This window comes from Sagittula salina, from assembly GCF_017813235.1.
Classification (GTDB): Bacteria; Pseudomonadota; Alphaproteobacteria; order Rhodobacterales; family Rhodobacteraceae; genus Sagittula; species Sagittula salina.
In genome coordinates, this window is the sequence record NZ_JAGISH010000003.1 from 271839 (window position 1) to 297155 (window position 25317).

25 protein-coding genes are annotated in these 25317 nt (G+C 66.5%); 14 read left to right on the top strand and 11 right to left on the bottom strand.

Annotation, left to right across the window (positions count from 1 at the left end):
- Nucleotides 1-7: 7 nt before the first annotated feature.
- Nucleotides 8-1459, bottom strand: coding sequence for a xylulokinase (xylB, locus tag J5474_RS07505; protein ID WP_209360189.1), 1452 nt, complete (start codon nucleotides 1457-1459; stop codon nucleotides 8-10).
- A 261-nt stretch (nucleotides 1460-1720) separates the two neighbouring features.
- On the bottom strand, nucleotides 1721-1966 hold the full coding sequence (locus J5474_RS07510) for an accessory factor UbiK family protein (protein WP_209360190.1): 246 nt from the start codon (nucleotides 1964-1966) through the stop codon (nucleotides 1721-1723).
- 106 nt (nucleotides 1967-2072) lie between these two features.
- Here J5474_RS07510 and lgt point away from each other — a divergent pair, with 106 nt between their 5' ends.
- The 5 genes from lgt to J5474_RS07535 all read left to right on the top strand — a co-directional run bounded on the left by lgt (nucleotide 2073) and on the right by J5474_RS07535 (nucleotide 6187).
- Nucleotides 2073-2954, top strand: a complete 882-nt coding sequence (gene lgt, locus J5474_RS07515; RefSeq protein ID WP_209360191.1) for a prolipoprotein diacylglyceryl transferase — start codon at nucleotides 2073-2075, stop codon at nucleotides 2952-2954.
- Entirely contained in the window at nucleotides 2951-4012 is a 1062-nt protein-coding gene (locus J5474_RS07520; RefSeq protein ID WP_209360192.1) for a class I SAM-dependent methyltransferase, read from the top strand. The genes lgt and J5474_RS07520 overlap by 4 nt, the downstream gene beginning before the upstream one ends.
- Nucleotides 4009-4764: a peptidoglycan editing factor PgeF gene (gene pgeF / locus J5474_RS07525; RefSeq protein ID WP_209360193.1), complete on the top strand. Its 756-nt coding sequence runs from the start codon at nucleotides 4009-4011 to the stop codon at nucleotides 4762-4764. The genes J5474_RS07520 and pgeF overlap by 4 nt, the downstream gene beginning before the upstream one ends.
- 158 nt (nucleotides 4765-4922) lie before the next feature.
- Complete coding sequence (locus J5474_RS07530) at nucleotides 4923-5066, top strand: hypothetical protein (RefSeq protein ID WP_209360194.1); 144 nt, start codon at nucleotides 4923-4925, stop codon at nucleotides 5064-5066.
- A gap of 335 nt (nucleotides 5067-5401) precedes the next feature.
- Entirely contained in the window at nucleotides 5402-6187 is a 786-nt protein-coding gene (locus J5474_RS07535) for a Hint domain-containing protein (RefSeq protein WP_209360195.1), read from the top strand.
- An 89-nt stretch (nucleotides 6188-6276) separates the two neighbouring features.
- Here the strand turns inward: J5474_RS07535 and J5474_RS07540 are convergent, their stop codons facing one another.
- Nucleotides 6277-6777, bottom strand: a complete 501-nt coding sequence (locus J5474_RS07540) for an Lrp/AsnC family transcriptional regulator (protein WP_209360196.1) — start codon at nucleotides 6775-6777, stop codon at nucleotides 6277-6279.
- Between the two features lie 326 nt (nucleotides 6778-7103).
- Here J5474_RS07540 and trxB point away from each other — a divergent pair, with 326 nt between their 5' ends.
- The 4 genes from trxB (at nucleotide 7104) to J5474_RS07560 (ending at nucleotide 12708) form a co-directional block, all read left to right on the top strand.
- Entirely contained in the window at nucleotides 7104-8120 is a 1017-nt protein-coding gene (trxB, locus tag J5474_RS07545) for a thioredoxin-disulfide reductase (RefSeq protein WP_209360197.1), read from the top strand.
- A gap of 58 nt (nucleotides 8121-8178) precedes the next feature.
- Entirely contained in the window at nucleotides 8179-8556 is a 378-nt protein-coding gene (locus tag J5474_RS07550; RefSeq protein ID WP_209360198.1) for a ribonuclease E inhibitor RraB, read from the top strand.
- A gap of 447 nt (nucleotides 8557-9003) precedes the next feature.
- Nucleotides 9004-11094, top strand: coding sequence for a bifunctional sulfate adenylyltransferase/adenylylsulfate kinase (locus J5474_RS07555; RefSeq protein WP_209360199.1), 2091 nt, complete (start codon nucleotides 9004-9006; stop codon nucleotides 11092-11094).
- 486 nt (nucleotides 11095-11580) lie between these two features.
- The gene (locus J5474_RS07560) at nucleotides 11581-12708 is read left to right on the top strand and encodes an autotransporter domain-containing protein (RefSeq protein WP_209360200.1); all 1128 of its coding nucleotides are present in this window, start codon (nucleotides 11581-11583) and stop codon (nucleotides 12706-12708) included.
- 304 nt (nucleotides 12709-13012) lie between these two features.
- On the opposite strand, the gene J5474_RS07565 is transcribed toward J5474_RS07560, so the two are convergent.
- The 5 genes from J5474_RS07565 to J5474_RS07585 all read right to left on the bottom strand — a co-directional run bounded on the left by J5474_RS07565 (nucleotide 13013) and on the right by J5474_RS07585 (nucleotide 15198).
- Complete coding sequence (locus tag J5474_RS07565; protein ID WP_209360201.1) at nucleotides 13013-13276, bottom strand: hypothetical protein; 264 nt, start codon at nucleotides 13274-13276, stop codon at nucleotides 13013-13015.
- 2 nt (nucleotides 13277-13278) lie between these two features.
- Nucleotides 13279-13605 (bottom strand): hypothetical protein, encoded by a 327-nt coding sequence (locus J5474_RS07570; protein ID WP_245216315.1) that lies wholly within the window; start codon nucleotides 13603-13605, stop codon nucleotides 13279-13281.
- Between the two features lie 112 nt (nucleotides 13606-13717).
- A complete protein-coding gene (locus J5474_RS07575) occupies nucleotides 13718-13873 on the bottom strand; it encodes a Mu-like prophage major head subunit gpT family protein (protein WP_209360202.1) in 156 nt (51 codons plus the stop codon).
- 679 nt (nucleotides 13874-14552) lie between these two features.
- Nucleotides 14553-14783 carry a DUF1150 family protein gene (locus J5474_RS07580; RefSeq protein WP_209360203.1) on the bottom strand — a complete coding sequence of 77 codons (231 nt, stop codon included), beginning with the start codon at nucleotides 14781-14783 and terminating at the stop codon, nucleotides 14553-14555.
- 4 nt (nucleotides 14784-14787) lie between these two features.
- Nucleotides 14788-15198 carry an Hsp20 family protein gene (locus J5474_RS07585; RefSeq protein WP_209360204.1) on the bottom strand — a complete coding sequence of 137 codons (411 nt, stop codon included), beginning with the start codon at nucleotides 15196-15198 and terminating at the stop codon, nucleotides 14788-14790.
- Between the two features lie 164 nt (nucleotides 15199-15362).
- On the opposite strand from J5474_RS07585, the gene J5474_RS07590 reads away from it, so the two are divergent.
- From J5474_RS07590 to J5474_RS07605, 4 genes are all read left to right on the top strand, one after another.
- Complete coding sequence (locus J5474_RS07590; protein ID WP_209360205.1) at nucleotides 15363-15587, top strand: YdcH family protein; 225 nt, start codon at nucleotides 15363-15365, stop codon at nucleotides 15585-15587.
- Between the two features lie 98 nt (nucleotides 15588-15685).
- A complete protein-coding gene (purE, locus tag J5474_RS07595) occupies nucleotides 15686-16171 on the top strand; it encodes a 5-(carboxyamino)imidazole ribonucleotide mutase (protein ID WP_209360206.1) in 486 nt (161 codons plus the stop codon).
- Nucleotides 16172-16456: 285 nt separating this feature from the next.
- Nucleotides 16457-17524: a 5-(carboxyamino)imidazole ribonucleotide synthase gene (locus J5474_RS07600; RefSeq protein WP_209360207.1), complete on the top strand. Its 1068-nt coding sequence runs from the start codon at nucleotides 16457-16459 to the stop codon at nucleotides 17522-17524.
- Between the two features lie 284 nt (nucleotides 17525-17808).
- Complete coding sequence (locus J5474_RS07605) at nucleotides 17809-19266, top strand: MDR family MFS transporter (protein WP_209360208.1); 1458 nt, start codon at nucleotides 17809-17811, stop codon at nucleotides 19264-19266.
- A 16-nt stretch (nucleotides 19267-19282) separates the two neighbouring features.
- Here the strand turns inward: J5474_RS07605 and J5474_RS07610 are convergent, their stop codons facing one another.
- Nucleotides 19283-20425 carry an alpha-D-ribose 1-methylphosphonate 5-triphosphate diphosphatase gene (locus J5474_RS07610; protein ID WP_209360209.1) on the bottom strand — a complete coding sequence of 381 codons (1143 nt, stop codon included), beginning with the start codon at nucleotides 20423-20425 and terminating at the stop codon, nucleotides 19283-19285.
- Between the two features lie 39 nt (nucleotides 20426-20464).
- On the opposite strand from J5474_RS07610, the gene J5474_RS07615 reads away from it, so the two are divergent.
- Nucleotides 20465-20905, top strand: coding sequence for an NUDIX domain-containing protein (locus tag J5474_RS07615; protein ID WP_209360210.1), 441 nt, complete (start codon nucleotides 20465-20467; stop codon nucleotides 20903-20905).
- On the opposite strand, the gene J5474_RS07620 is transcribed toward J5474_RS07615, so the two are convergent.
- A complete protein-coding gene (locus J5474_RS07620; RefSeq protein WP_209360211.1) occupies nucleotides 20875-21720 on the bottom strand; it encodes a DMT family transporter in 846 nt (281 codons plus the stop codon). The two genes, J5474_RS07615 and J5474_RS07620, sit on opposite strands and share 31 nt — an antisense overlap.
- Nucleotides 21721-21841: 121 nt before the next feature.
- Nucleotides 21842-25297: a chromosome segregation protein SMC gene (gene smc / locus J5474_RS07625; protein WP_209360212.1), complete on the bottom strand. Its 3456-nt coding sequence runs from the start codon at nucleotides 25295-25297 to the stop codon at nucleotides 21842-21844.
- Between the last annotated feature and the right edge of the window lie 20 nt (nucleotides 25298-25317).

The following is a 25317-nucleotide window of genomic DNA, read 5'->3' on the forward strand; positions in this document are numbered from 1 at the left end:
GGTAATGTCAGCTCAGATCGCGGATCGCGGGATAGGTCGCGCGGTAGGCCGCGAACGCCTCCGCGTAGGTCCCTGCGAGGGCGATCACCGGCTCCACCGTGGCGCGCACGCCGGGGCGGACCATGATCTCCTCGACCGTACCCGCGCCGCAACCCACCATAGCCAGTCGCGCAGCCCCCAGCGCCGCGCCGAAGTCGCCCGCCTCCGGCAGGTCCAGCGGTACACCGAGCACGGTGGCGATGGTCTCCACCCAGAAATGCGAGGCCGCGCCACCGCCGATCGCCAGCATCGAATGAAGATCTGCGCCGGTCTGGCCCAGCGCGCGGGCGCAATCGCCAAGCGCAAAGGCCACGCCCTCCATCACCGCCTGCGTCATGGCGCGGCGGTCGGTGGCCTGCTCGATGTTCAGGAATCCCCCCCGGATGCGTGCGTCGTTATGCGGCGTGCGCTCGCCGGACAGGTAGGGCAGGAACCGCAGACGCGCCGGTCCGCTGATGGTCTCACCCAACTCCTTCGACAGTTCCGCCGGCGGCGCCCCGGTGACGCGCGACAGCCAGTTCAGCGAATCGGTCGCAGCGAGGATCACCCCCATCTGGTACCATTGCCCCGGCACCGCGTGGCAAAAGGTATGCACGGCGCTCTCGGGCTTCGGCGCATAGCCGTCGCGCCCGGTCAGCAGCACGCCCGAGGTCCCGAGAGAAACGAACCCCTCCCCCTCGCGCATCGCCCCCACGCCACAGGCGGAGGCGGCATTGTCCCCGGCGCCGCCGACCACCGCCACATCGCCGCGCATCCCCCAGCGCTCCGCCAGGTTGCGTCGCAGGGTGCCACCGACTTCCGATCCTTCGATCAGGCGTGGCATCTGCTCCCGACGCATCCCCCCCGCCGACAGCAGCGGCCCCGACCAGTCGCGCGCGCCCGTGTCGAGCCATGAGGTGCCCGCCGAATCCGACATATCGGCAAAGGTCTCTCCGGTAAGATGGAAATTCATGTAGCCTGCGGGCAGGACCACCGTGGCCACGCGGGCAAAGGTCTCCGGCTCGTGCGCAGCCATCCAGACCAGTTTCGGCGCGGTGAAACCCGGGAAGACGATATTGCCCGACAACGCCCGAACCTGCGGCGCGTCGTCCAGCCGAGCGGCCTCCGCGTGGCTGCGGGTATCGTTCCACAGGATGCAGGGCCGCACCACGGTGCCCACGTCGTCCAGGCAGACCGCCCCGTGCATGTGCCCGGAAACGCCGATCCCCTTGATCTGCGCCATGTCGCCGGGTCGCTCCGCCGCCATGCGCGACAGCACCCTGTCCACGGCCGCCACCCAGACCGCCGGATCCTGCTCCGACCACCCGGGGTGCGGGTGTGTGGTGGCGTAGCTTTCGGACAGACTGGCCACAGGCGCGCCGCCGCCGTCGACCAGCAAAGCCCGCAGGCCCGAAGTGCCCAGATCCAGCCCGAGATACATGCCACGCCTCCCCGTTTGCGCTCACACAAACACCAAAGCGCGGACTCAAGTCAAATGGTATACCAGACGGGCAGCTGTTCCATCTTCTTCTTGGCAGAAATACTCCGGGGAGTTCGAGGGGCCGGCCCCTCGTCTGTCCGCCTGGGCCGCCTGTGCCGCCGGCGCAGGGCCGGTGATACGGGAAAGGCGGGCGCAACTCGTCAGAGCCGCGCCCGCCTCACATCACAGGGCCTTGCCACGCAAGGCGCAAACCTGTTCCGCTTACTTGATCTTGTCTTCCAGCGCGGCAATGCGCGCCTTCAGCGCCTCGTTCTCTTCGCGGGCCTTCTGCGCCATGCCACGCACGGCGTCGAATTCCTCGCGGGTCACGAAGTCGCGCTCCGCCAGCCAGCGGTCAATCATCCCCTTGAAGGCAGTCTCTGCCTCCTCTCGTGCTCCCTGCGCGACGCCCATGGCATTGGTCATCAGCTGCGAGAGATCGTCAAAAACCTTGTTGCGCGTTTGCATTGGTCACTCCGGCGTTGCATTCCCCCTCTATATGGGCTGCATGGCCTCAGGCCTCAAGTCGGGGCCTCAAGGTTGACCTCCCCAAGACGCAGAGGCATCAAGCCGCATGATCGCCGCTATCCCCTTCCCGAACCTCTCGCCCGAACTGTTTTCCTTCAGCCTGTTTGGCATGGAATTCGCGCTGCGCTGGTACGCGCTGGCCTATATCGGTGGCATCCTGATCGGCTGGCGCATCGCCATCATGGCGCTGAACCGCCCGAGGCTCTGGCCTGGAAATACCGCGCCCGCCAGCGCCGCGCAGATCGAAGACCTGCTGACCTGGATCATCCTCGGCGTGATCCTTGGCGGGCGGCTGGGCTACGTATTCTTCTACAATGCCAGCTACTACCTGCAGCACCCCGCCGAGATCGCGATGATCTGGCAGGGTGGCATGTCCTTCCACGGCGGGCTTCTTGGCGTGGTTGTCGCCACGTGGATCTGGTGCCTTGGAAACAAGGCCCCAGTCCTCTCCGTCGCGGACCTTCTGGCGCTGGCGACCCCGCCGGGACTTCTGCTGGGACGACTGGCGAACTTCGTCAACGCGGAACTCTGGGGCCGCCCGACAGATTTGCCCTGGGGCGTGACTTTCCCCGGTGAGGCGGCGCAGGCCTGTGGCCAGCCGCTTGGCGAACTCTGCGCGCGCCACCCCAGCCAGCTTTACGAAGCGGGTCTCGAAGGGCTGCTGCTCGGGCTTGTCCTGCTGGTTCTCGCGGCGCGCGGCGCGCTGAAAAGGCCGGGAGTGATCGCCGCGACCTTCTTTATCGGCTATGCCTGCGCGCGCATCCTCGTCGAATTCGTTCGCCAACCCGACGAACAGTTCACCTCCGCCAACGATGCGGTGGGCTATGCGATCCAGCTTGGCGGGGCGGGCATCACCCAGGGCCAGCTTCTGAGCCTTGCCATGATCCTCGCCGGGGTGATCTTCCTCTTGCGGGCGCGGCGGACATGAGCCTCAAGGACCTGATCGAACGGCAGGTATCCCGCACCGGGCCGCTGACGCTGGCGGAATACATGGGGCTTTGCCTGTCACATCCCACGCTTGGCTATTACACCACCCGCGACCCGCTGGGGGCCGAAGGCGACTTCACCACCGCGCCGGAGATCAGCCAGATGTTCGGCGAACTCGTCGGACTGGCACTGGCGCAGGCATGGCTGGATCAGGGCGCGCCCGTTCCCTTCGTTCTCGCGGAACTCGGTCCCGGTCGCGGCACGCTGATGGCCGATATCCTGCGCGCCACCGCGCGCGTTCCCGCCTTTGCCCCCGCTATCCACCTTGTCGAGACGTCCCCGGCCCTGCGCGCCGAACAGGCAAAGCGTGTTCCCGGCGCGACCTTCCACGACAGCCTCGCCACGCTGCCGGAGGCGCCGCTGTTCCTGATCGCCAACGAATTCTTCGACGCGCTGCCGGTCCGCCAGTTCCAGCGTCACGCAAATGGCTGGCAAGAGCGCGTCGTCGGCCTCCACGATGGTCGGCTCACGCGCGGCCTCACCGACCCGACCCCGGTCGAGGCGCTGGAGCACCGTCTGAGCGACACGACCCCCGGCCAGATCGTGGAAACCTGCGCTCCCGGTCAGGCCGTCGCACAGGAGATCGGTCGCCGCATCGCCGCCCACGGCGGCGTCGCGCTGGTCATCGACTATGGCGACAGGCAGAGCATCGGGGACACCTTTCAGGCCCTGCGAAGGCACGCACCGGTCGATCCCTTCGCCACGCCCGGCGAGGCCGACCTGACTGCACACGTCGACTTTGGCGCGCTGGCCTGCGCCGCCGCACCCGCGCGTCATGCCCCGATCACCCCCCAGGGCGTCTTTCTCGAACGGCTCGGCATCACGGCTCGGGCGCAGGCGCTAGCGACACAACTCGGCGGCGATGCGCTGCAAAGCCACATCGCCGCACATCGCCGGTTGACGCACCCCGGCGAAATGGGATCACTGTTCAAGGTGCTGGCGCTCTTCCCCGAAGGCGCCCCCCTGCCCCCCGGACTGGACGAGGTCACCTGCCAATGACGCTCGAAATCATCACCGCAGACAGCCTTACGCCCTTCCGCCACGGCTTCTTCACCCGGCGTGGCGGCGCGTCCTCCGGTGTTTTTGCCGGGCTGAACTGCGGACCGGGCTCATCCGACCAGTCGGAAATCGTGCGCATCAACCGCGCCCGCGTGGCGGAGGCCATGGAGGTCGACCCCGACGCACTGGCCACCGCGAATCAGGTTCATTCGCCGGCAGTCGTCACTCTTGACGCGCCTTTATCGGACCCGAAGCCCCGTGCCGACGCACTGGTTACCGCCACGCCAGGCATCGCGCTCGCCGTGCTGACGGCGGATTGCCAGCCGGTGCTTTTCGCGGACCCGGAGAACGGCGTGATCGGCGCCGCCCACGCGGGCTGGCGCGGCGCGCGCGACGGCGTTCTGGAGGCGACAGTAGAAGCAATGCTTTCGCTCGGAGCGGACCGCGAGACGATCACCGCCGTTATCGGTCCCACGATCAGCCAGCGCGCCTACGAGGTCGGGCCGGAATTCCTCGATGACTTTCTTGCCGACGACCCTGGCAATGCGCGTTTCTTCGCCGGGGGCGAGGGTGACCGCATGATGTTCGATCTGCCCGCCTACGGGCTGCACCGCCTGCGCAGCGCCGGGGTGGAGGCCGAATGGACGCGCCATTGCACATACTTTGACCCGGAGCGCTTCTATTCCTATCGCCGCGCCACCCACGCGCAGGAGGCAGACTACGGACGCCTGATTTCGGCCATCCGCCTGTGACACCGGTCCGGAACCGCACGCACCGGAAACAATCGCGACAATTTCGCATGATTGGCCGCATGGCGCCATGAGTCCGCCTCAATTGGCTGCCAGTTTCGGGGTCTGTGACGCGCGCCAGAAGGATTGCGGCGGACAGCATGCCCGGAAAGGACAAGGCGATGAAAAAGCAGACCCGCTTCCTCAAGTCGATCGTTGACACCGCCAGGGCCAATCAGACCACGCCCATGCCCTGGAGCCGCGGCACCGCCCGCGCCGGCATGATCGACCGCCGCCGCCCAGCCCCGGTACTCCGGCGCGCCTGATCCTCCGAATTCCCTCGGCCTGCCGCCTCGCGGCGGGACGTACCTTTGATGGGCGAAGCGCTGGCTTCGCCTTTTTTCTATGCCGGGCCGACCGCCCCCCCGCTCTGGCAAGGGGCGCCCGGCGATTCGGGGGATTGCGGCGAAAACGTTCACGCAGAGAGAACAATTTCGCAAAAACACCGAGATTGAACCCAGACGGACCCGCGGATCACGCATAATTTTGACCTCAGAGCAAAATTGGGGCCTTATCGTCACCAACGAAGAACGCAAACCGTCCTTCTGTCGTTGTTGGTGGGGGCCAACACGGATGTGACCCTGTTTCGAGGGCCAGTACCATGTCGACGCTCCACCGCGGCTTTTCTGCCGCCGCCTACGCCGGGAATCCGCCGGCTTCCCCCGAAGCACCCGTCCAGGATCGCCCGTGCCGCAGCACGCCGCTGATGCGCAAGTTCGAGATCGCGGTACTGAAGCCGGATCTCACCGTGGACTTCAACCAGATGGTTGCCCCGGCCTCCCCCCTGTTCGAAGAAGCGGCCTCTGCCTTTGCCCGGGGCACGCTGATCGAAACGGTGCGCGGCCCCGTCGCGGTCGAGGACCTTATCCCCGGCGACTACATCCAGACCGCCATGGGGCCGGAACCGATCACCTGGATCGGATCCACCACGTATATCCCGCACAGCTCCGACGACACCACGCTGCTCACGCATCTGACCCGCGTCACCGCCGACGCCATGAGCATGGGCCACCCGCCGATGGACCTGCTGCTTGGCCCAGCCGCGCGCATGGTCGTCCGCCACGCAAAGCTGAAGACGCTGCTGGGGCAGGACGCGGTGCTGGCGCATGTGAACCAATACATCGACGGCGACCGCTTTCTCGCGGTGACACCCGCCGGGACGGTGCAGCTTTATCATGTGATGGTGCGGCGGCACACGACGCTGAACGTCGGCGGCGTCGAGGTCGAGACCTTCCATCCCGGCAACGCAGCCAGCCAGCAACTGGGCGCCAAGACACGCGAGCTGTTCATGGCAATGTTCCCGCATCTCGACGGGCTTGGCGATTTCGGAGAGACCTGCTGCACCCGAACCACCCGCGAAGTGGTGGAGAACCTCCTGGATACGTAGGTCAGTGGCGGTCAGTGGCGCGGGGGCCTCCCCGCGCGTCACCAGTTCCTGAAACTGGCCCCGTTTCCGGCTCCGTTCAAAGCCCGGCGTCAAGCCATCCGGCTCAGCCGTTCCTCCAGCACGTCGAACGGCACGCCGGGATCGTCCTTTGCGCCACGGATCACGAGCGATGTCTTCACGCTGGCAACGTTCGGCGCCGTCAGCAAGTCGCCGGTCAGGAAGCTTTGGAACGTGGACAGGTCCGGTGCCACGCACTTGAGGATGAAATCCACTTCGCCGTTCAGCATGTGGCACTCGCGCACCAGAGGCCACGCCCTGCACCGCCCCTCGAAGGCGGACAGATCGGATTCGGCCTGGCTTTGCAGACCGACCATGACAAAGACCTGCACCTCGAACCCCAGCGCGCGGGCGTCCACGTCGGCGTGGTAGCCCTGGATGTAGCCCTGCTCCTCGAGTACGCGCACTCGGCGCAGGCAGGGCGGCGCGGAAATGCCGACACGCTTGGCCAGCTCCACGTTGGTCATGCGCCCATCGGCCTGCAGTTCGGCCAGTATCTTGCGGTCAATCGGATCGAGCCGGTGCGACGGCATGCGTGTCTCCAAATCTCATCTGCGACCCGGCGCCGCGCAGGCCGCCGTGCGGGATTGACCTTACCCACCGAAAGGGGGAAAAAGCGCCTCCCTGCGGGGCAGCGCCCGCCGTCGCGTTTTCGCGTTTGTTATACCAGCCGCACGGCTGCACGCAATATTATTTCGCGAATGTGAAATTTTCTTATCTCTCCGATAAATTCCACGCACAGTAGACGGGCACCGCACGGGCACCGCACGGGGCAAAGGCCCGACGCGCCGCATTGCACCGCGACCCGCAGCGGTTATATGCGTATCCAAATCCCCATTCCCCGAACGCGGAGGCTCCCATGTCCGACACCCGCCACACCAAGGTTCTCATCATCGGCTCCGGCCCGGCTGGCTACACCGCCGGGGTCTATGCCTCGCGCGCCATGCTGAATCCGCTGCTGGTGCAGGGGCTGGAACCCGGCGGCCAGCTGACCACCACCACCGAGGTGGAGAACTGGCCCGGCCACACGGAAATCCAGGGCCCCGAGCTGATGGTCAACATGGAGGCGCACGCGCGCGCCATGGGGACAGAGATCGTGTCGGACATCATCACGAAAATCGACTTCGACCAGCGGCCTTTCGTGGCGCATGGCGACAGCGGCACCACCTACACAGCGGACGCGATCATCCTCGCCACCGGCGCGCGGGCAAAGTGGCTGGGGCTCGAGTCGGAAGAGGCTTTCAAGGGCTTCGGGGTCTCCGCCTGCGCCACCTGTGACGGTTTCTTCTACCGTGGCAAGGAGATCGTCGTGATCGGCGGCGGCAACACAGCCGTCGAAGAGGCGCTGTTCCTGACCAACTTCGCGTCCAAGGTTACGCTGATCCACCGACGCGACGAGTTGCGCGCGGAGAAGATCCTTCAGGACCGCCTCTTCAAGCATCCGAAGATCGAAACGCTCTGGCATCACCAGCTGGAAGAAGTCGTCGGCACCGACATGCCGAAAGGCGTCACCGGCGTGAAGGCGAAGAACGTCAACACCGGCGAAATCAGGGAAATCCCCTGCGAGGGCGTCTTTGTCGCCATCGGTCACGCCCCCGCCAACGAACTGGTGAAGGACGTGCTGGAAACCCACATGGGCGGCTACGTGGTGACGAAACCCGATTCGACAGAGACCTCGATCCCCGGCATCTTTGCCGCTGGCGACCTGACCGACCACAAGTACCGGCAGGCGGTGACCTCCGCCGGGATGGGCTGCATGGCCGCACTCGAGGCCGAACGCTGGCTGGCCGAGCACGGGCTGGAGGACGACGCTACGCCCGCGAAGGACGAGTCGGAGCCGCTGGGCTACGGCGCGCCGGTCGACGCCGGTCACTGACACAGACCGCCCCGGCCCAGGCGCCGGGGCCATTCTTTCGGAAGCAGCCGGAGACATCATGTCCGACCAAGACTTTGCCGCCCACGACTTCAATGCCCAGCGCGCCGAAACCCGCGAAACCTACACCGAGTTGCGCGACGGCCCTGGCCTGCCGGAATTTGCCGACGTGGACTATTTTCTCGTGCCTGCATCGGAGGGCTCCGACTGGCTCAGTCTGGCCGACGCGCTGTCGAAGGAAGGCTACGATTGCGAGTGGATCGAGCCCGCCGCGGAGGATGGCGAGGAAGAGGACGGCAACTACCTCATCGCCACGCTGGCCGACCAGATGATTTCCGCCGACTCGATCTGGGTCGGCGAGGAACTGGCCACGCGTATCGGGCTGGAACACGGCTTCACCCCCGACGGCTGGGGCCTTCTGGGCGACAGCGAGGACTGACCTTTCCACGGACGCGCCCGGCAGTCGCGCTGCGGTGATCGCCGGGCGCGTCCTTTAATCGCCACCAGCTCATTTCATGACCCCGACCCTGCAGCTACGGGCGCAGCGCCTCATGCCGCCCCTCGCAGATCCGCGCGCCGGTACTTTCGCTCTTGCCGTTGCCGAAAGTCGTCGAAGCCCCGGACATTTGCGCCGATCACCTCCGGTAATACCCGTTTGGCGTCGGCCTCTTGGGTAAGCGCCCCCGCAGCCGATCCCGAAATCTCGCCCCGGGATTTTCGTTGGAGGTGTGGACCCGCCCCACGATCACACAGCAATCTCTGCCGCCCCGAAGCCGGTATGCATAAAAGGCATGACAGGAAATTGCCCGCTTTCGGTGATTTCTTCTTTTCCGCCTTCGCGAAAGGTGACATGTGTTCACGCATGAACACACATTGAGTCCCTTGCATGCAATACCCCGACACCCCTACGGCCACCAAGGCAGAGCAGGCTGAAGATCTTCAGCTGTTCCCGCTGCTGCGACAGCTGGAGCGTACGCCCGCCGCCAGCCAGCGCGCCACGGCCGAGGCGCTGGGGATTTCGCTCGGGCGGCTGAACGCGCTTCTGCGCGCCGCGACCGATGCCGGACTCATCACCGTCACCGAACGCCGGGGAGAGGACCGCCGCCAGCGGTTCGCCTATGCCCTGACGCCCGAAGGCACCGCCACCAAGGACCGCCTCGTGCAGTCCTTCCTCTCCCGCAAGTTCGCCGAATATGCGGCGCTTCATGCCGAACTGACGGGGTCGGTCGACGACCTCGTGCCTCTGAAATACAGGAGCAAGCTGATGCAATCCAACCTAGCCCCAATCCCGGAGCTGTTCGTCTCCTACGACAGCGCGCAGAAGCTGAAGGTCGAAGCAGGCGATCTGACTTCGCACGACCTGACGCCGCGCCAGATCTGCGATCTGGAACTGCTGATGAACGGGGGCTTCAACCCGCTGAAGGGGTTCCTGACGGAAGAGGACTACAATGGCGTGGTGGAGAACATGCGCCTTTCGAACGGCACGCTCTGGCCGATGCCGATCACGCTGGATGTGTCGGAAGAATTCGCCGACAGCATCGAGATCGGGCAGGACATCGCGCTGCGCGATCAGGAGGGCGTGATCCTCGGCACCATGACAGTCACCGACCGGTGGGTGCCCAACAAGGCGCGCGAGGCCGAGAAGGTATTCGGCGCCGACGACAGCGCGCATCCGGCGGTGAACTACCTGCACAATCAGGCGGGCAAGGTCTATCTCGGCGGCCCCGTCACCGGCATCCAGCAGCCGGTGCATTACGATTTTCGCGGCCGCCGCGACACGCCCAACGAACTGCGTGCCTACTTCCGCAAGCTCGGCTGGCGCAAGGTCGTGGCCTTCCAGACGCGCAACCCGCTGCACCGCGCGCACCAGGAACTGACCTTCCGCGCCGCCAAGGAAGCGCAGGCCAACCTCCTGCTCCACCCCGTCGTCGGCATGACGAAGCCCGGCGACGTCGATCACTTCACCCGCGTGCGCTGCTACGAAGCCGTGCTGGACAAGTACCCGCAGTCGACAACCACCATGTCGCTGCTGAACCTCGCCATGCGTATGGCCGGTCCGCGCGAGGCGGTCTGGCACGGGCTGATCCGCGCCAACCACGGCTGCTCCCACTTCATCGTCGGCCGCGACCACGCCGGCCCCGGTAAGAATTCGGCAGGTGAGGATTTCTACGGGCCGTACGACGCGCAGGATCTGTACCGACAGTACCAGTCCGAGATCGGCGCCGAAATGGTGGACTTCAAGCACATGGTCTACGTGCAGGAGCGCGCCCAGTACGAACCCGCCGACGAGATCGAGGACCGCGACAACGTCACGATCCTGAACATCTCCGGCACTGAACTGCGCCGCCGTCTGGCAGAGGGCCTTGAGATCCCGGAATGGTTCTCCTTCCCCGAGGTCGTGAAGGAACTGCGCCGCACAAAGCCGCCGCGCTCGCAGCAGGGCTTTACCGTGTTCTTCACCGGTTTCTCCGGCTCCGGCAAGTCGACCATCGCCAACGCCTTGATGGTGAAGCTGATGGAGATGGGCGGCCGCCCCGTGACGCTCCTGGACGGTGACATCGTCCGCAAGAACCTCAGCTCGGAACTGGGTTTCTCGAAGGAGCACCGCGACCTCAATATCAAGCGCATCGGATACGTCGCCTCCGAGATAACGAAGAACGGCGGCATCGCCATCTGCGCCCCAATCGCCCCCTATGGCGCCACGCGCCGCCATGTGCGTGAGGAGATCGAGCAGTACGGCGCGTTCGTCGAGGTCCACGTGGCGACGTCGCTTGAGGAATGCGAACGCCGCGACCGCAAGGGACTGTACAAGCTGGCGCGCGAGGGCAAGATCAAGGAATTCACCGGCATCTCCGACCCCTACGACGTGCCGGTCGATCCCGAACTGCGCGTCGAGACGGAAAACGTCGAAGTCGACAACTGCGCGCATCAGGTGATCCTGAAGCTGGAAAGTCTCGGTCTGATCGCCGCGCAGTAAACGCCGCGACATGCATCATCTGAAAGCCGGGCCAAGTGCCCGGCTTTTGCCGTTTTGGCCGGGACGGACAGCGCCTCCCGCGTGTCCCATCGCGGCACCGGGTCCCGCACACCCCGGGCGCGGCGGCGATCCTGACCGACTGGACCGCGCATTTCGTCACAGCACACGGCCTGCCGCGCATGATGCGACCCACAGGCGCGTAAACGCGTCTTGGCCTGTGCAAAACGTGTCCCAAGGACAACAACACTCCCAAACAAGGCGGCACCAGTCGAGTCCTGCCAAGTGAAAACTTTGATATGAGGGTCACGACATTTATTGTTGTGCGCATTCAAACGCCTCGCAACGGCGCACCTATCGGGGACAGACAGGATGACTTTTCGAAGCCTTTCACTCTTATCGACTATCGTTTTTTCCGTATCCTTAATTTCCACGCCAGCACTTGCTGCCCCGCGCAACTGCGCCCAGATCGATGGGCAGACGATCTACATGAATTCCAAGGGATCGAATGAACCTGTCGAAATGCTCGCAGGCGAAACGCTGATCCTGAACACATCCACACCCTCGACCGTTTCGATTTCCATCGAATACAACGGAAGCGGTGGCACGGATGACAGCATTTGCCTCGCCGCCCCAAGCGGCGGCTGTGACGGCCACATCCACACGGCGCAGCTAAACGGGACATATATGATCCAGGGGTTCACCGGCAATTCCGGCACAGTCAGGGTCCAGTGTGGCGCGAACCTCACTCCGCCAGCCATAGAGGCCGGCGGCACATCGGCGGGGGTTGTGACGGCACAGGGCACCGGCGCGCTGACCTCTGGCGCGGCGTCCAGCATGGCGGTCGGATCGGCCATCAGCAACGCCATCAACGGGTCCGGCCCCGCAGTGTCGACGCAGGGCATCTTTTTGACCACCGGGGGCAGCGCAGGCATGTCCAAGGGCTGGGTTTCGCTGCAAGGGCGCAGCTTTGACGGCGACGTGGACGGCCGGGCGTATGAATTCACCCTGGGCACCGATTTCCAGGTGGCTGAGGGCACCCGGCTGGGTCTGTTCGTGTCCACCGGCAAGGCCGATCTGGACGTAAGCGGAACCAGCGTCGACAGCACGGCGCTGACCTACGGCCCCTATTTCAAGACGCAGATCTCGGGCATGTACGAGATCACCGGCTACGCCGCCTTTGCCAAGCCCGAGTACACGGTGGGCGGGACGTCATACGATGCAGAACGTCGCAGCGGCGGCCTGACCGTCAACGCCAACTACGTCTGGGGCAACACGCAGGTGCAAAGCTTTCTGGGTGTGTCCGGCTTCAAGGAGGACCACCCGGCAGCGGGCGCATTGGCCGCGCGCGAGGTCAACATGGTGACAGGGTCCATCGGGACAAAGGCGACTTTCGCAAGCGGCAGCGCCTTGCAACCCTACCTGTCCATCAGCGCGGATTTCTCGCGCTTTGACGATGGCGTGAACGGTCGAAAAACGCATTCGACACCGCGTCTGGGCACCGGTTTCGACTATGCGACCGGCGCAGGCAACCTGTCGATGGACGTGAACGGCGGTCGCATCCTGGAAGGGACGCGCGATGTCGAGGTGCGGTTGAAGTACGATTTCAGCTTCTGACCTGAACGACGCGCGGCGGGTCCTCAGCCGGACCTCGCCCCCCGCAGCGCATCGACGGCCACGGGCAGATTCTGGACAGCCTGTTGCAGCAGGGGACGGCCGCGGTTGACCAGTGCCTGCCCCGCAGCTAGCGCCGCTTTGATCGACGCCTTTTCAGGCCTGTTCCGCCTCCTGCCTTGCCGGGGGCGGTACGCTCTTGTGGTCCCGGCACGACCTTGGCCCGGCAACGAAACTGCAGCCCGCACTGGACGCCTGCCCCATGCGCGCGTCACGGCTTGGGATGATGAATGCTGTACAGACCGGGCTAACTGGATGCGCTGACCCGCGCGACACCTGAACAGGCCGCCACCATCCCGGAAAGCTTCGGCTCCGGCCGGTCGTTCTGGTGTCCGTAGTCCACCGGCAGGTCGATCCCGCCGCCGTCGAAGGCGGCAGGCAGCGCCTGCGGCTTGTCCAGGACAAAGCGCCGCCCGTCGCGCGCATCGTTCCGCCCGATGTGCAGGAGCGTCACCCATTCGGGCGCGCAGGCCAGCGCGTGGTCACACGGGACGATGACAGTTTGCGTCATGGTCAGACGGCCCGTGCCGGGGCGCCGTCGACGCGCACCCAGACGCCTTCTGCCGCCAGCGCATCCACGATCCTGGCGGGGGAGCGCGCGCCGGTGCCGTCACTCGCGGCAACGGTCTGGTCCTCGACCAGCTGGCAGAGGCCGTCACCGTCCGCCGCGTCCACCGCGTCGGCCCCGTGGGTGCGTGCCAGGAACACGCCGGGACGCCAGTTGGCCGTCACCGCGCCCGCCGCGCCGCCGGTGTTGTCCACCGCCGGTTCGGCGCGGCCCACACCGGTGCAGCCGGTCGCGGTCGCACCGGGACGGAGGTTGCCCGCTGCACCGCGCATCAGGAGCGCGCCCGCGTAGATGTTGACGCCAGCCGGGACCGGCTTTGCTGGTTGTCTCCAGCGCGGGACGGGGTGTTGCGGTCGGAAGTCAGAGCCGCCGTGGATCCGGTCCTTACCGTGACGCTGCCAGGTAGGGCATGACGATCAGGTCAGCCGTGCCCGTCCACTCGTTGGTTTCGCCATCCGGGCACGGCCCGCTGCCCAGCAGCTTGAGCGCGGCGCTTTCCATCGACGGCCGCACGATGAGCCTCGTCGGCTTCGCGCACAAAACACGTCCCCCCGGAGCTGCGGAAGTTCATCATGGTGGCAGGCGCGGCGGCAGGCTGAACGGCTCCGTCGCGACGAAGCCGAGTTTCGCCGCCGGTCTGCGCTGCAGCCCCATGTCTCCATCGGGGCGGATTTCTCGCGCTCCGACGACGCCACAAACAGGCATGAAACGCACGGCGCACAGCATTTTGGGAACCGGTTTCGCCTATCGGATCGGCGCGGCGGCTTGTCCTTCGGCATATTCGGCATGAATGGCGGGCGCGCCCTGAAGGACACCCACGATGTCGAGATGACAGTGTGATGCAATTTCAGTTTCAGCACCGCCAGTGGATTTGCGGATCAGTCCGCGCGCAATCGAAGCTGTTCCACAATTTGGGAGAGCGTGCCGATGTCGCGCTCTGGCTTGCCCCCCGCCTCGGGACCTTCTCACCCCCGGCATGGAAGGACACCGTGCCGCATATCGAGTCTGCGCCCCGCCGCGCAACCGGGATCCGGCTGGCGCCGCGTCAGACCCTCGGCCCGGCGGAGAGGAACAAATATTCGGTTATCCCGCCAGCATGAAGCCAAACGAAAAACGGGTCCACCAGACGCTCTCTCGGCAGTGACCTGCTTGAGGAGAGCGCACGGCGGCCCGGCTTGAAACACGAGACCCAGGCTGCGCTTTCCCGCGAACTGCGTCCTCAATGCACCGTAACGGGCGCAAGGTCGTTCTGCCGTGCCAGCACGAAGGCCAGCTTTCGGTCCTTCACCAGAGCCAGACGCTCGCCATCGGCGCGGTGCACGGCATAAAGCGTTTCACTCCCGCCCACCTGTTCACGCACGTCGTCAGGCAGATCGGAGGCCTTCACCGACCGTACATAGACCGTGCGGCCCTCATCCATAAGTTTGGAAAAGTCGTACTTCGCATGCATCGTCTTACCCCTTTCTGATCCTGATCGTCTGCACCACGGTTTCCGGTGGCGCCTGCGTGAGGTCGACGTGCAAAAGGCCGTTCTCCATCACAGCTTCGCCCACTTCGACGTTATCCGCCAAAACAAATGTGCGTTGGAATTGACGCGCGGCAATGCCGCGATGCAGAAATACGCGTTCCGCCCCGTCGTCGCGCGACCGTCCGCGGATCACAAGCTGTCGATCCTCCACGGTGATCGACAGGTCTTCCTCGCGGAACCCGGCCACGGCGAGCGTGATTCTGTAGGATCGCTCCGAGGTCTGTTCGATGTTGAAGGGCGGATATCCCTCCGAGGATTTCGCGGTACGTTCAAGCAACCGCTCCAGCTGTTCGAACCCCAGCATATGGGGATACGACCCCAAAGTGAGTTTGGTCATGTCTTGCCTCTCAGTCCTTGCATCAAGCGACCGTGCTGCCCGCGTCCCGAAAGGCGACGTGAGCAATTCAAATATGGGAAACGGCTTTTGCAGGTGCAAGGGGCTTTGCGCGAAGCCTTCGATTCGCTATGTTGACAACTCTGTAGAGCAGCGGGAGCACTTGCATGAACGCGCCGTCTGACCTGTCGATGAAGAGCGAGGACGTCCTTCGGGTGGAACTCGAGGTCTTCCGCCGCGAACACCGCGACCTCGATGAGTCGATCCGTGCCCTCCAGGCTACCGGAACCGCCGACCAGATCACCCTTCAGCGGCTGAAGAAGAAGAAACTGTCGCTGAAGGACCGCATCGCCCAGATCGAGGACCGGCTGCTGCCCGACATCATCGCCTGATCCCCCGACCGGGGGCGGGGGCCGCTTCGCCTTGCCGCGCGCCGCCGCCGCTGTATAGTCGGGATTCCCGCGACCCGCCCGCTACCCGGAGGACGAGAATGAGCATTCAGATCGGCATCATCATGGGCAGCCAGTCCGACTGGCCGACGATGCGGGAGGCCGCCGACGTCCTTGATGAACTGGACATCCCTTACGAGTGCAGAATCGTCTCCGCCCACCGCACGCCGGACCGGCTCTGGGACTACGGCAAGACCGCCGTGACACGCGGATTGAAGGTCATCATCGCGGGCGCGGGTGGCGCGGCTCACCTCCCCGGCATGATGGCGTCGAAGACCCGTGTGCCGGTGATCGGCGTGCCGGTGCAGACCAAGGCGCTGTCCGGCGTCGATTCGCTCTACTCGATCCTGCAGATGCCGCGCGGTTTCCCCGTTGCCACCATGGCCATCGGCGCCGCCGGGGCAAAGAACGCAGGACTGATGGCCGCCGCCATTCTGGCCAACGAGGACACGTCCCTGGCCGCGCGCCTCGATGCCTGGCGCGCCGCCCTCTCCGCCTCCATACCCGACGAACCCGTCCGAGACTGACCGCGCGCTCCTCCCCCGCTTCTTCGGTTTCCAAATACCGCGGGGGTGAGGCCGCAGGCCGAGGGGGCAGCGCCCCCTTTCACCGCTGCCAACCGGCGCCAAGGCGGCTCTCGCGTTTCGGAGCATCCACGGGTCCAGATCCCACCTTGGGGATGGCCACCTTGGAAGGGCACCGCGATCATCGGTGGCTCCGGGACACCTCCAGCCCCGTCACCCACAACGGGGAGAGCCCTTGCAACGCGACTCTTCCCGCGCCAAAAGCCTGTGGACACAGGAGGCCCGACCATGACCACTCCCCTTCCCATCGGATCGACCATCGGCATTCTCGGCGGCGGCCAACTGGGCCGGATGCTTTCGGTCGCCGCCTCCCGACTTGGCTTTCGCACGGTGATCTTCGAACCCGGCGCCGACTGCCCCGCCTCCCATGTCGCGCAGGCCCATATCCAGGCGTCTTACGAGGACGCGGCGGCCTTGCGCCGGTTCGCGGAGCGCGTGGACGTCATCACCTACGAATTCGAAAACATACCGACCTCCGCCCTCGACATCCTCGAAGCTCTGCGGCCGATCCACCCGAACCGTGAGGCGCTGCGCATCAGTCAGGACCGCCTGACGGAGAAGACCTTCCTGAGCAATCTCGGCCTGACGACCGCGCCCTTCGCCGATATTCCCGATGCGGCCGCGCTGGACGGGGCCCTGCAAACCATCGGCACGCCGTCTATTCTGAAGACGCGGCGCTTTGGCTACGACGGCAAGGGACAAGCCCGCCTGTCGTCGCCGCGGGAGGCCGCGCAGGCGTTCTCCGACATGAACGGCGCACCCGCCATCCTTGAGGGATTCGTGGATTTCAGCCTCGAAGTCTCCATCATCGCGGCGCGCAGCCAGGACGGGCAGGTTTCGGCCTACGACCCCGGTGAAAACGTCCACGAGGGCGGCATCCTGCGCACCACCACCGTTCCTGCAAAGATCCCCGCGCGGCTCCAGACCGATGCCGTGCTTCTGGCGGCCAAGATCCTGAACGCGCTCGAATACGTCGGTGTCATGGGGGTGGAGCTTTTCGTCACGCCGACGGCGCTGATCGTCAACGAGATCGCGCCCCGCGTACACAATTCCGGTCACTGGACGCAGAACGGCTGCACCGTCGACCAGTTCGAACAGCACATCCGGGCCGTCGCGGGCTGGCCGCTGGGCAATGGCGAGCGGCATTCGGACGTGACGATGGCAAACCTGATCGGTGACGACATGGACCGCGTGCCCGCGCTGGCACAGGACGGCGCCTGCGCGCTGCACCTTTATGGCAAGGCAGAGGTGAAGCCGGGCCGCAAGATGGGTCACGTCAACCGCGTCACCGACTGACCGCGCCGGCCCGTGGGACGTTAACCCAGTTCCGCGCCGCCGGCAAACGAGGCACAGCCCCGCACAATCCGTGCCCACCCCATGCGCATGGCCCGCGTGGGTCATGCGTTAACCTCTGCCCTCATATCGCTCACCGAATATGTGACGCAGGCAATTAGCTGCGACCCGCATCTATCTCTTGCCTGAACCGGCCGGGTCGCTTACCTAGGCCGACGCGGCCGCACGGGCGGGCGCCCCCGATTTCCACCCGAATCCGTTTCGCCGCAGACCGAAAGCGCGCCCCCATGTCCGCCATCGAAGCCCACGGCACCCTGCCGCCCCCCGAAACCGTAACCGAGACCGACACCCGGGACAGACAAGTGATTCTGTTGCTGCTCGTCTCTGCCTTTACGGTCATTTTGAACGAAACCATCATGGGCGTGGCCCTGCCGCGCCTGATGGCCGATCTCGGCGTTACTGCCAGCGCCGGGCAATGGCTGACCACCGCCTTCCTGCTGACCATGGCCGTGGTGATCCCGATCACCGGCTTCCTGCTGCAGCGACTGGCGACACGGTCCGTCTTTCTGACCGCCATGGGGCTGTTTTCCATCGGCACCCTGATCTGCGCCACCGCGCCGGGACTGGGCCAGTTGATCGCGGGGCGCGTGGTGCAGGCGGGGGGCACGGCGATGATGATGCCGCTCCTGATGACCACCGTCATGACGCTGGTGCCGCCCGCGTCGCGGGGCAAGACGATGGGCAATATCTCCATCGTGATCTCTGTGGCACCGGCCATCGGGCCGACGATTTCCGGCATCATCCTGAACCTGCTCGACTGGCGGTGGATGTTCTGGCTGGTGCTGCCCATCGGGCTTTCCGCACTGGCGCTGGGTTACATGCGGCTGGTGAACGTCAACGAACCCAAGGCGCGCCCGCTCGACCTGCTGTCTATTCCGCTTGCTGCGGTTGGCTTTGGCGCGCTGGTCTACGGGTTGTCCACTATCGGAGAGCCGCAAGGCGACACACCGGTGCAGCCTTGGATGCCGCTCGCCCTCGGCGCCGTGGTTATCGCGCTCTTTGCGTGGCGACAGCTGGCGCTTGGCCCGCAGGGGCGCGCATTGCTGGACCTGCGCACCTTCGGAGTGCGGGTCTTTGCCGTCTCGGTCGTGATGATGGGGTTTGCCATGATGGCGCTCTTCGGGATGATCATTCTGTTGCCGATCTACATGCAGACCGTTCTGGGGATGGAACCGCTGGAAGCCGGGCTTTCCCTTCTGCCCGGCGGGCTTCTGATGGGGCTCATGGCCCCCACCGTCGGGCGGCTTTATGATCGTATAGGCGCGCGGCGGCTTGTGATCCCCGGCGCGCTGATGGTCAGCGCCGGGCTTTGGCTCATGGGTGCGCTGCACGCCGAAACCGCCGTGTGGCATGTGCTCGTCTGCCATGTCATTCTGATGGTCGGGCTGGGGCTGCTGTTCACGCCACTCTTCACCTCTGCGTTGGGGTCGCTGCCAAAGGACCTCTATGCGCATGGCTCCGCCGTCCTCGGCACCGTGCAGCAGGTGGCCGGGGCCGCCGGCATCGCGCTCTTCGTGTCGATCATGTCGCTGCGCATCGCCACCACGAGCGCCGAGGGGCTGGACCTCGTGCACGCCACGGCCGCGGGTACGCGGGCGGGGTTTCTGACCGGTGGCGCGCTCTCGCTCCTGCTGATCGCCGCGGGCTTCTTCGTCCGCCGCCCGCCGGATGCATCGTCCGATTAAGACCGGGCTGGGGCGCTCAGGCGAAGAAGCGTTCCGCCACCGGCCCGGTCATCCAGGCCACCTGCCCGCCCGCCAGCGTCGCCACGATGCGGCGGCTGCCATGCTCCATCACGATGAGGTCGGCGCGCTTGCCGGTCTCCAGCGCGCCCCGGTCCGCCAGCCCCAGCAGACGCGCCGGGCCTTCGGAAACCAGCCGCCAGGCGGCGGGTTCGTCCAGCAGGCCCAGTTCGACACAGCGCCACGCGGCCCGCGCGGGTGACGGGTAGTGGTAGTCCGAGGCCAGCGCATCGCACAGCCCCGCCGCAATCAGCGCCTGCGCCGAGGCATTGCCCGCATGCGACGCGCCACGCACCACGTTGGGCGCACCCAGCACTGTGAAATCGCCCGACGCACGGGCTGCAAGCGCCGCCTCCTCCGTCTCCGGAAATTCGCTGACCCGCGCGCCCCGGCCGCGCCATTCGGCCCGCGTCGCGGCGGTGCGGTCGTCGTGGCTTCCCAGCGTGACACCCTTTGCCGCCAGCCGCCGGCACAGCGCATCCAGTGCGGGCGCGACCTCCGGCCCCCGCGCGTGCAGGTCGAGCAGCAGCCGGAAATAGTCGTCGGGGTTGCGGCGGCTCTTCAGCGCCTGCCCGGTCAGCCGCGGCGGCTTTCGCCCCTCCGCCAGCCGATCGTGCGGCAGGTGATCGTTGAAGACGACGTAGCGGATGCCAAAGCGGTCTATGGCCGCCTCCGCCGCTTCGAACGCCTCCAGGTAATGCGTCTCAAGCCGCAGTTGCAGGCGCATGTCCACGGCGACGGATCCCCGCATGAGGGCAACTGACTCGAAAACCTCCTGCGCAAACGCAGGTCCGCGCAGCCCGCCTTCCCACGACCAGAACTGCGCGATCACGGCGGTGGTGATACCGCAGGCGGCCAGCTCCGACGAAACAGCGAGCATCCCGGCATCGCGTTCCCGCAACGCGCCCCGGCGCGGCGCCATGTGGCGTTCGAACCCGTCGCCATGCGCGTCGACGATCCCCGGCAACACGTCATGACCTGACAGATCGACGCGCCGCGCCACGGCGTCGGTCACCAGACCGCCCGCCAACGACAGCGGCGTGTCCGTCCACCCTTCGGGCCGCAGCACGCGCGCCCCTTCCAATGTGATCTCAAGGCTCATAGCCTTCGCCTTACGCCGATCCGACGCCGTGGAAAAGACATGACGACACCCCGCCTTGCCGCCCGCGCGGTGATCCTGCATGACGACCGGCTTCTGCTGGTGAACGCCTGGCCCGACCGGCGCAACACGCTGTGGTGCGCGCCCGGCGGCGGGGTAGAGAGCGGGTCCTCGATCCCCGACAACCTCGCCCGTGAGGTCCACGAGGAAACCGGCCTGACCGTCGCGGTCGGCCCGCCCTGCCTCGTGAACGAATTCCACGACCCGAAGGGCAGCTTTCATCAGGTAGAGGTGTTCTTCCGCTGCACGATCACGTCCGGGCAGATCAGCGACGACTGGCAGGACCCCGAAGGCATCGTGCACAGTCGGCGCTTCTTCGCCCGCGCGGAAATCGCCGGATTGAGCCTCAAACCAGAAAGCCTGAAACGCCTCGCGTGGGAGGAAGGCTTTGCCTACGATCCGCTGGAACCGATCCTCAGGTAGCGCGGCCCCAGCACCGACAGCGCCACGCCCCCCAGCACCACGCAGGCCGCAAGAACGAAACGCCCGGTCAGGGCCTCCCCGAGGAAAACCACACCGCCCGCCATGGCGATCACCGGCACCGTCAGTTGCGCCACCGCCGCCACCGCGCCGTCCAGCCGGGGCAGCACCGCATACCAAAGCGCGTAGCCCAGCCCGGAGGTCACCGCCCCCGAAACCACGGCCATGGCAAACCCGAAATCCGACCACCCCGACCCGGCAAGGGGCATCGCCAGCAGCATCAACGGTGCGGCCACCGCGAAATTCGCCGCCGTCGCCGCCAAAGGATCGCCCGCCCCGCGGCCAACGAGCGAATAGACGCCCCAGCCCGCGCCCGCCAATGCCATCGCCCCCCCTTGCCAGAGCGACACCGCCGGCCCCGCCCCCGGCCAGAGCAGCCAGATCAAACCGCAAAACGCCACAGCTGTACCCAGCCAGCGCAGGACCCCGGGCCGTTCCCCCGCCAGCATCGCCCCGCCAACCATCGTCACCTGCACGCAACCAAACAGGATCAGCGCCCCAAGCCCGGAATCGAGTCCGGTGTAAGCCAGCGAAAACCCCGCGACGTAGACAAGCAGACCCAGAACACCGCCGATCCTTCCCGAACCACGCCATGGCACCCGCCCGCGCGCCAGCGCAACCAGCACCACCGCCCCGGCCCAAAGCCGCACCAAGCCGAACACAACCGGGTCCAGTCCCGCCACGATCCCGGCGCGGGTCAGCACGGAATTCGCCGCAAACGCCGCCATCACCACGGCGACCCACGCAAAGGTCTTCATGCCGCCCCCTGCTTCTTTGGTTCAGAAATACCGCGATGGGGGGCCGGGGGAAGCAGTGCTTCCCCCGCTAAGCGCGCCGCCGGCGCGCGCGGGTCGCCCGGCGCCAGCCGGGGGAAACTCCTCACGCCACCAGCTTCTCGGCGCGTTTCAGATCGACCGAGACCAGCTGCGACACGCCCTGTTCCTGCATGGTCACGCCGAAAAGCCGGTCCATCCGCGCCATGGTCACGGCGTGGTGCGTGATGACAAGGAACCGCGTTTCGGTCCGGCGGCACATCTCGTCCAGCATATCGCAGAACCGTGTCACGTTGGCGTCGTCCAGCGGGGCGTCGACCTCGTCCAGGACACAGATCGGCGAGGGGTTCGCCATGAAGACGGCAAAGATCAGCGCCAGACAGGTCAGCGTCTGCTCCCCCCCCGACATCAGCGAGAGCACCGACAGCTTCTTGCCCGGCGGCTGGCACATGATTTCCAGCCCCGCTTCCAGCGGGTCGTCGGATTCCACCATCACGAGGTTCGCCTCGCCGCCACCAAAGAGATGCGTGAAGAGCATGGTGAAATTGGCGTTGACCTGTTCGAAAGCGGTCAGCAGCCGCTCCCGCCCCTCCTTGTTCAAGGAGGCAATCCCTGTGCGAAGGGCCTTCACCGCTTCCTCCAGGTCGTTCTTTTCCGCCACCAGCGTATCGTGCTCGGTCTGCACCTCGCGGGCGTCCTCCTCGGCGCGCAGGTTCACCGCGCCAAGCGCGTCCCGCGCGCGTTTCAGGCGCGCCACCTCGACCTCGATCCGCTCCGCATCACCAAGGTCTTCCGGCCCCACATCCAGCGTCTCGATCAGCTTGGCGGGGGTGGTTTCCAGGGCTTCCTCTATGCGGAGAGCGGCGGCCTGAACGGACTCGCGCGCGGCCTCGGCGCGGGCCTCGGCGCGGGCGCGGGCCTCGCGCGAATCGCCCGCCAGCCGCTCGGCCTCGCGCTCTGCGGTCACGGCATCGCGCAGCACCGTTTCCGCCTCGATCAGCTTGTCGTGGGCCCGGTCCTTGCGCTCCTGAGCCGCCTCGATCCCCTCGGTCAGTTCCTCGCGCTGGGTGGCCAGCGTCTCCGGCACCTCATGGGCGTCGGCCAGTTCGTCCTCGGCATCGGCCTTGCGCTCCGCCAGTTCCTCAGCCCGCGCGGTGGCGTTCTCCAACCGCAAGCGCCAGCCCGAAAGCTCCTTTGTCACCTGCTGCGCGCGGCCCTTGCGGGCCTCGCCCTCGCGGCGCAACTCGTCCGCTGCCGAACGCCGCGCCATCATCGTCATGCGCGCGGCCTCGACCGTCATCTTCACATCCTCGAAGCGGGCCCGCACCTCCTCGAGGTCCTCCAGATCCTCCTGCGCGCGTTCCGCCTCGCGCAGTTGCGCCCGCGCAGCACCCGCCTCTTCCTCGAAGCGCTTCACCGCCAGCGCCGCGCTCTCGGCCTTGCCCTCGGCCATATCGCGTTCCGCCTCGGCGCGCGACAACGCCCGCGCCGCGTCGGTTACGCGCTGATCCGCCATGCGGCGCGCCTCGCGGGCATCCTTGTCAGCGCGGGTCAATTCCGCCAGCCGCGCCACCAGCGCGTCATGCGCCGCCTGCGTGCCTTCCAGAACCGCCGAGGCCTCCGCCATCTCCTGCTTCAACGCCTCCAGCCGGTTCAGCTGCTCCAGCCGGAGTGCCGCCGCCGAGGGCTGATCCTCCGACCACGCCCGGAAGCCGTCCCACCGCCACAGGTCGCCTTCGAGCGAAACCAGCCGCTGGCCGGGCTTCAGAAGCCCCTGCAGGCGTGTGCCGTCCTCCGCCCCCACCAGACCGATCTGCGACAGCCGCCGCGACAGCACTTCAGGGACCGACACATGCTGCGCCAGCGAAGTCACCCCCTCCGGCAGAGATTGCGTGACATCATAGGCGGGCAACACGCGCCAGCCCGACGGGCCGTCGTCATCCACTTCCGGCGCGCGCAGGTCGTCTGCCAACGCCGCGCCAAGCGCCTTTTCAAAACCCTGCTCCACCTGCAGACGATCGAGGATCTGCCCGCCCTCGGCGGTGTCGCGATCCAGAAGCCGCGCCAGCGCAGTCACCTCGGCGCGCAGCGCGTTCATCACGCCTTCGGCCTCTGACCGTTCGCCGCGCGCCTCCGCCTCGCGGGTCTGGCACTCGGCGCGGGCGGCTTCGGCGTCGGTCAGCAGGTCTTCTGCGCGCTCGGCCATGTCCTGCGCGTCCATCTGGCGGCCCTGCGCGTCCTGGGCGGCCTCGCGCGTGGCCGACAGACGCCCCTTGGCCTCCGCCACCGCGTGCCGCGCCTTCCCGGCCTCGGCCTCCCCGCGCGCCACCGTCCGCTGGCAATCGGCAAGGTAGCGCTGCGCCGACTGGTGGCGGGCCGCCAGCCGCGCCACGTCCTCGGTCATCTGGCCAAGGTCCGCCTCGCGCGCCTGCAACACGTCCGAGGCCTCGTGCGCCGCGTCCTGCGCTTCTTCCAGCCTATCATCATGGCCCTCGGAGGCCTTCGCCAGCTCGCGCGCCTCCCAGTCCAGCCGTTCGATGGTTTCGCCCGCGTCGCGGTTCAGCACCTCCTCGCGGGCCATGTCCTGGTCCAGTTGGGCGATGCGCTTGCGCAGGGTTTCGATCCGCGCGGCGGCCTGCTTTTCCTTATCCGAAAGCGCATCGCGCTGCACCATCAACCGCTGCAGGATCGCCGCCGCGATGGCGTCCTCCTCGCGCAACGCGGGCAGGGTTTCCTCGCCTCTGGCGCGGGCCGTCGCCGCCTCGCGTGCCGTGCGCTCCGCGGTCGCAGCCGCCGTCACCAGCGCACGCAGCGCGTCCTCTGCCGATGCGCGGGACTGATCCGCCTCCTGCCAGCGGCGGTACAGCAGCATGCCTTCGGCCTGCCGCAACTCCTCGCCGATCTGGCGGTACCGCTGCGCCTGCCGGGCCTGCCGCGCCAATTGGCCGAGTTGCCCGGCCAGCTGTTCCACCACGTCATCGACGCGCAGCAGATTGGCCTCTGTGCTGCGCAGTTTCAACTCCGCCTCGTGGCGGCGCTGATACAGGCCGCCGATCCCGGCGGCGTCTTCCAGAACCTTGCGGCGGTTCTGCGGTTTGGCGTTGATCAGCTCCGCGATCTGCCCCTGTCGCACCAGCGCAGGCGAGGTCGCCCCCGTCGCCGCATCGGCAAAAAGCATCTGCACGTCGCGCGCCCGCGTGTCCTTGCTGTTCACCTTGTAGGCGGAGCCAACGTCGCGTGTGATCCGCCGCGTCACCTCGAGCGTGTCGCTGTCGTTGAAACCCGCAGGGGCCACACGGTCCTGATTGTCGATGACAAGGCTGACCTCGGCGTAGTTCCGCGCCGGCCGGGAGGCGGCGCCGGCAAAGATCACGTCCTCCATGCCCCCGCCGCGCATGGCCTTGGCACGGGTTTCGCCCATCACCCAGCGCAGCGCCTCCAGGAGGTTCGACTTGCCACAGCCATTGGGTCCGACGACGCCCGTCAGACCTGTCGAGATCATCAGGTCGGTCGGGTCGACGAAGCTCTTGAAGCCGGTCAGACGAAGCCTTGAAAACTGCACGCGCGATTCCCTTCTGAGAG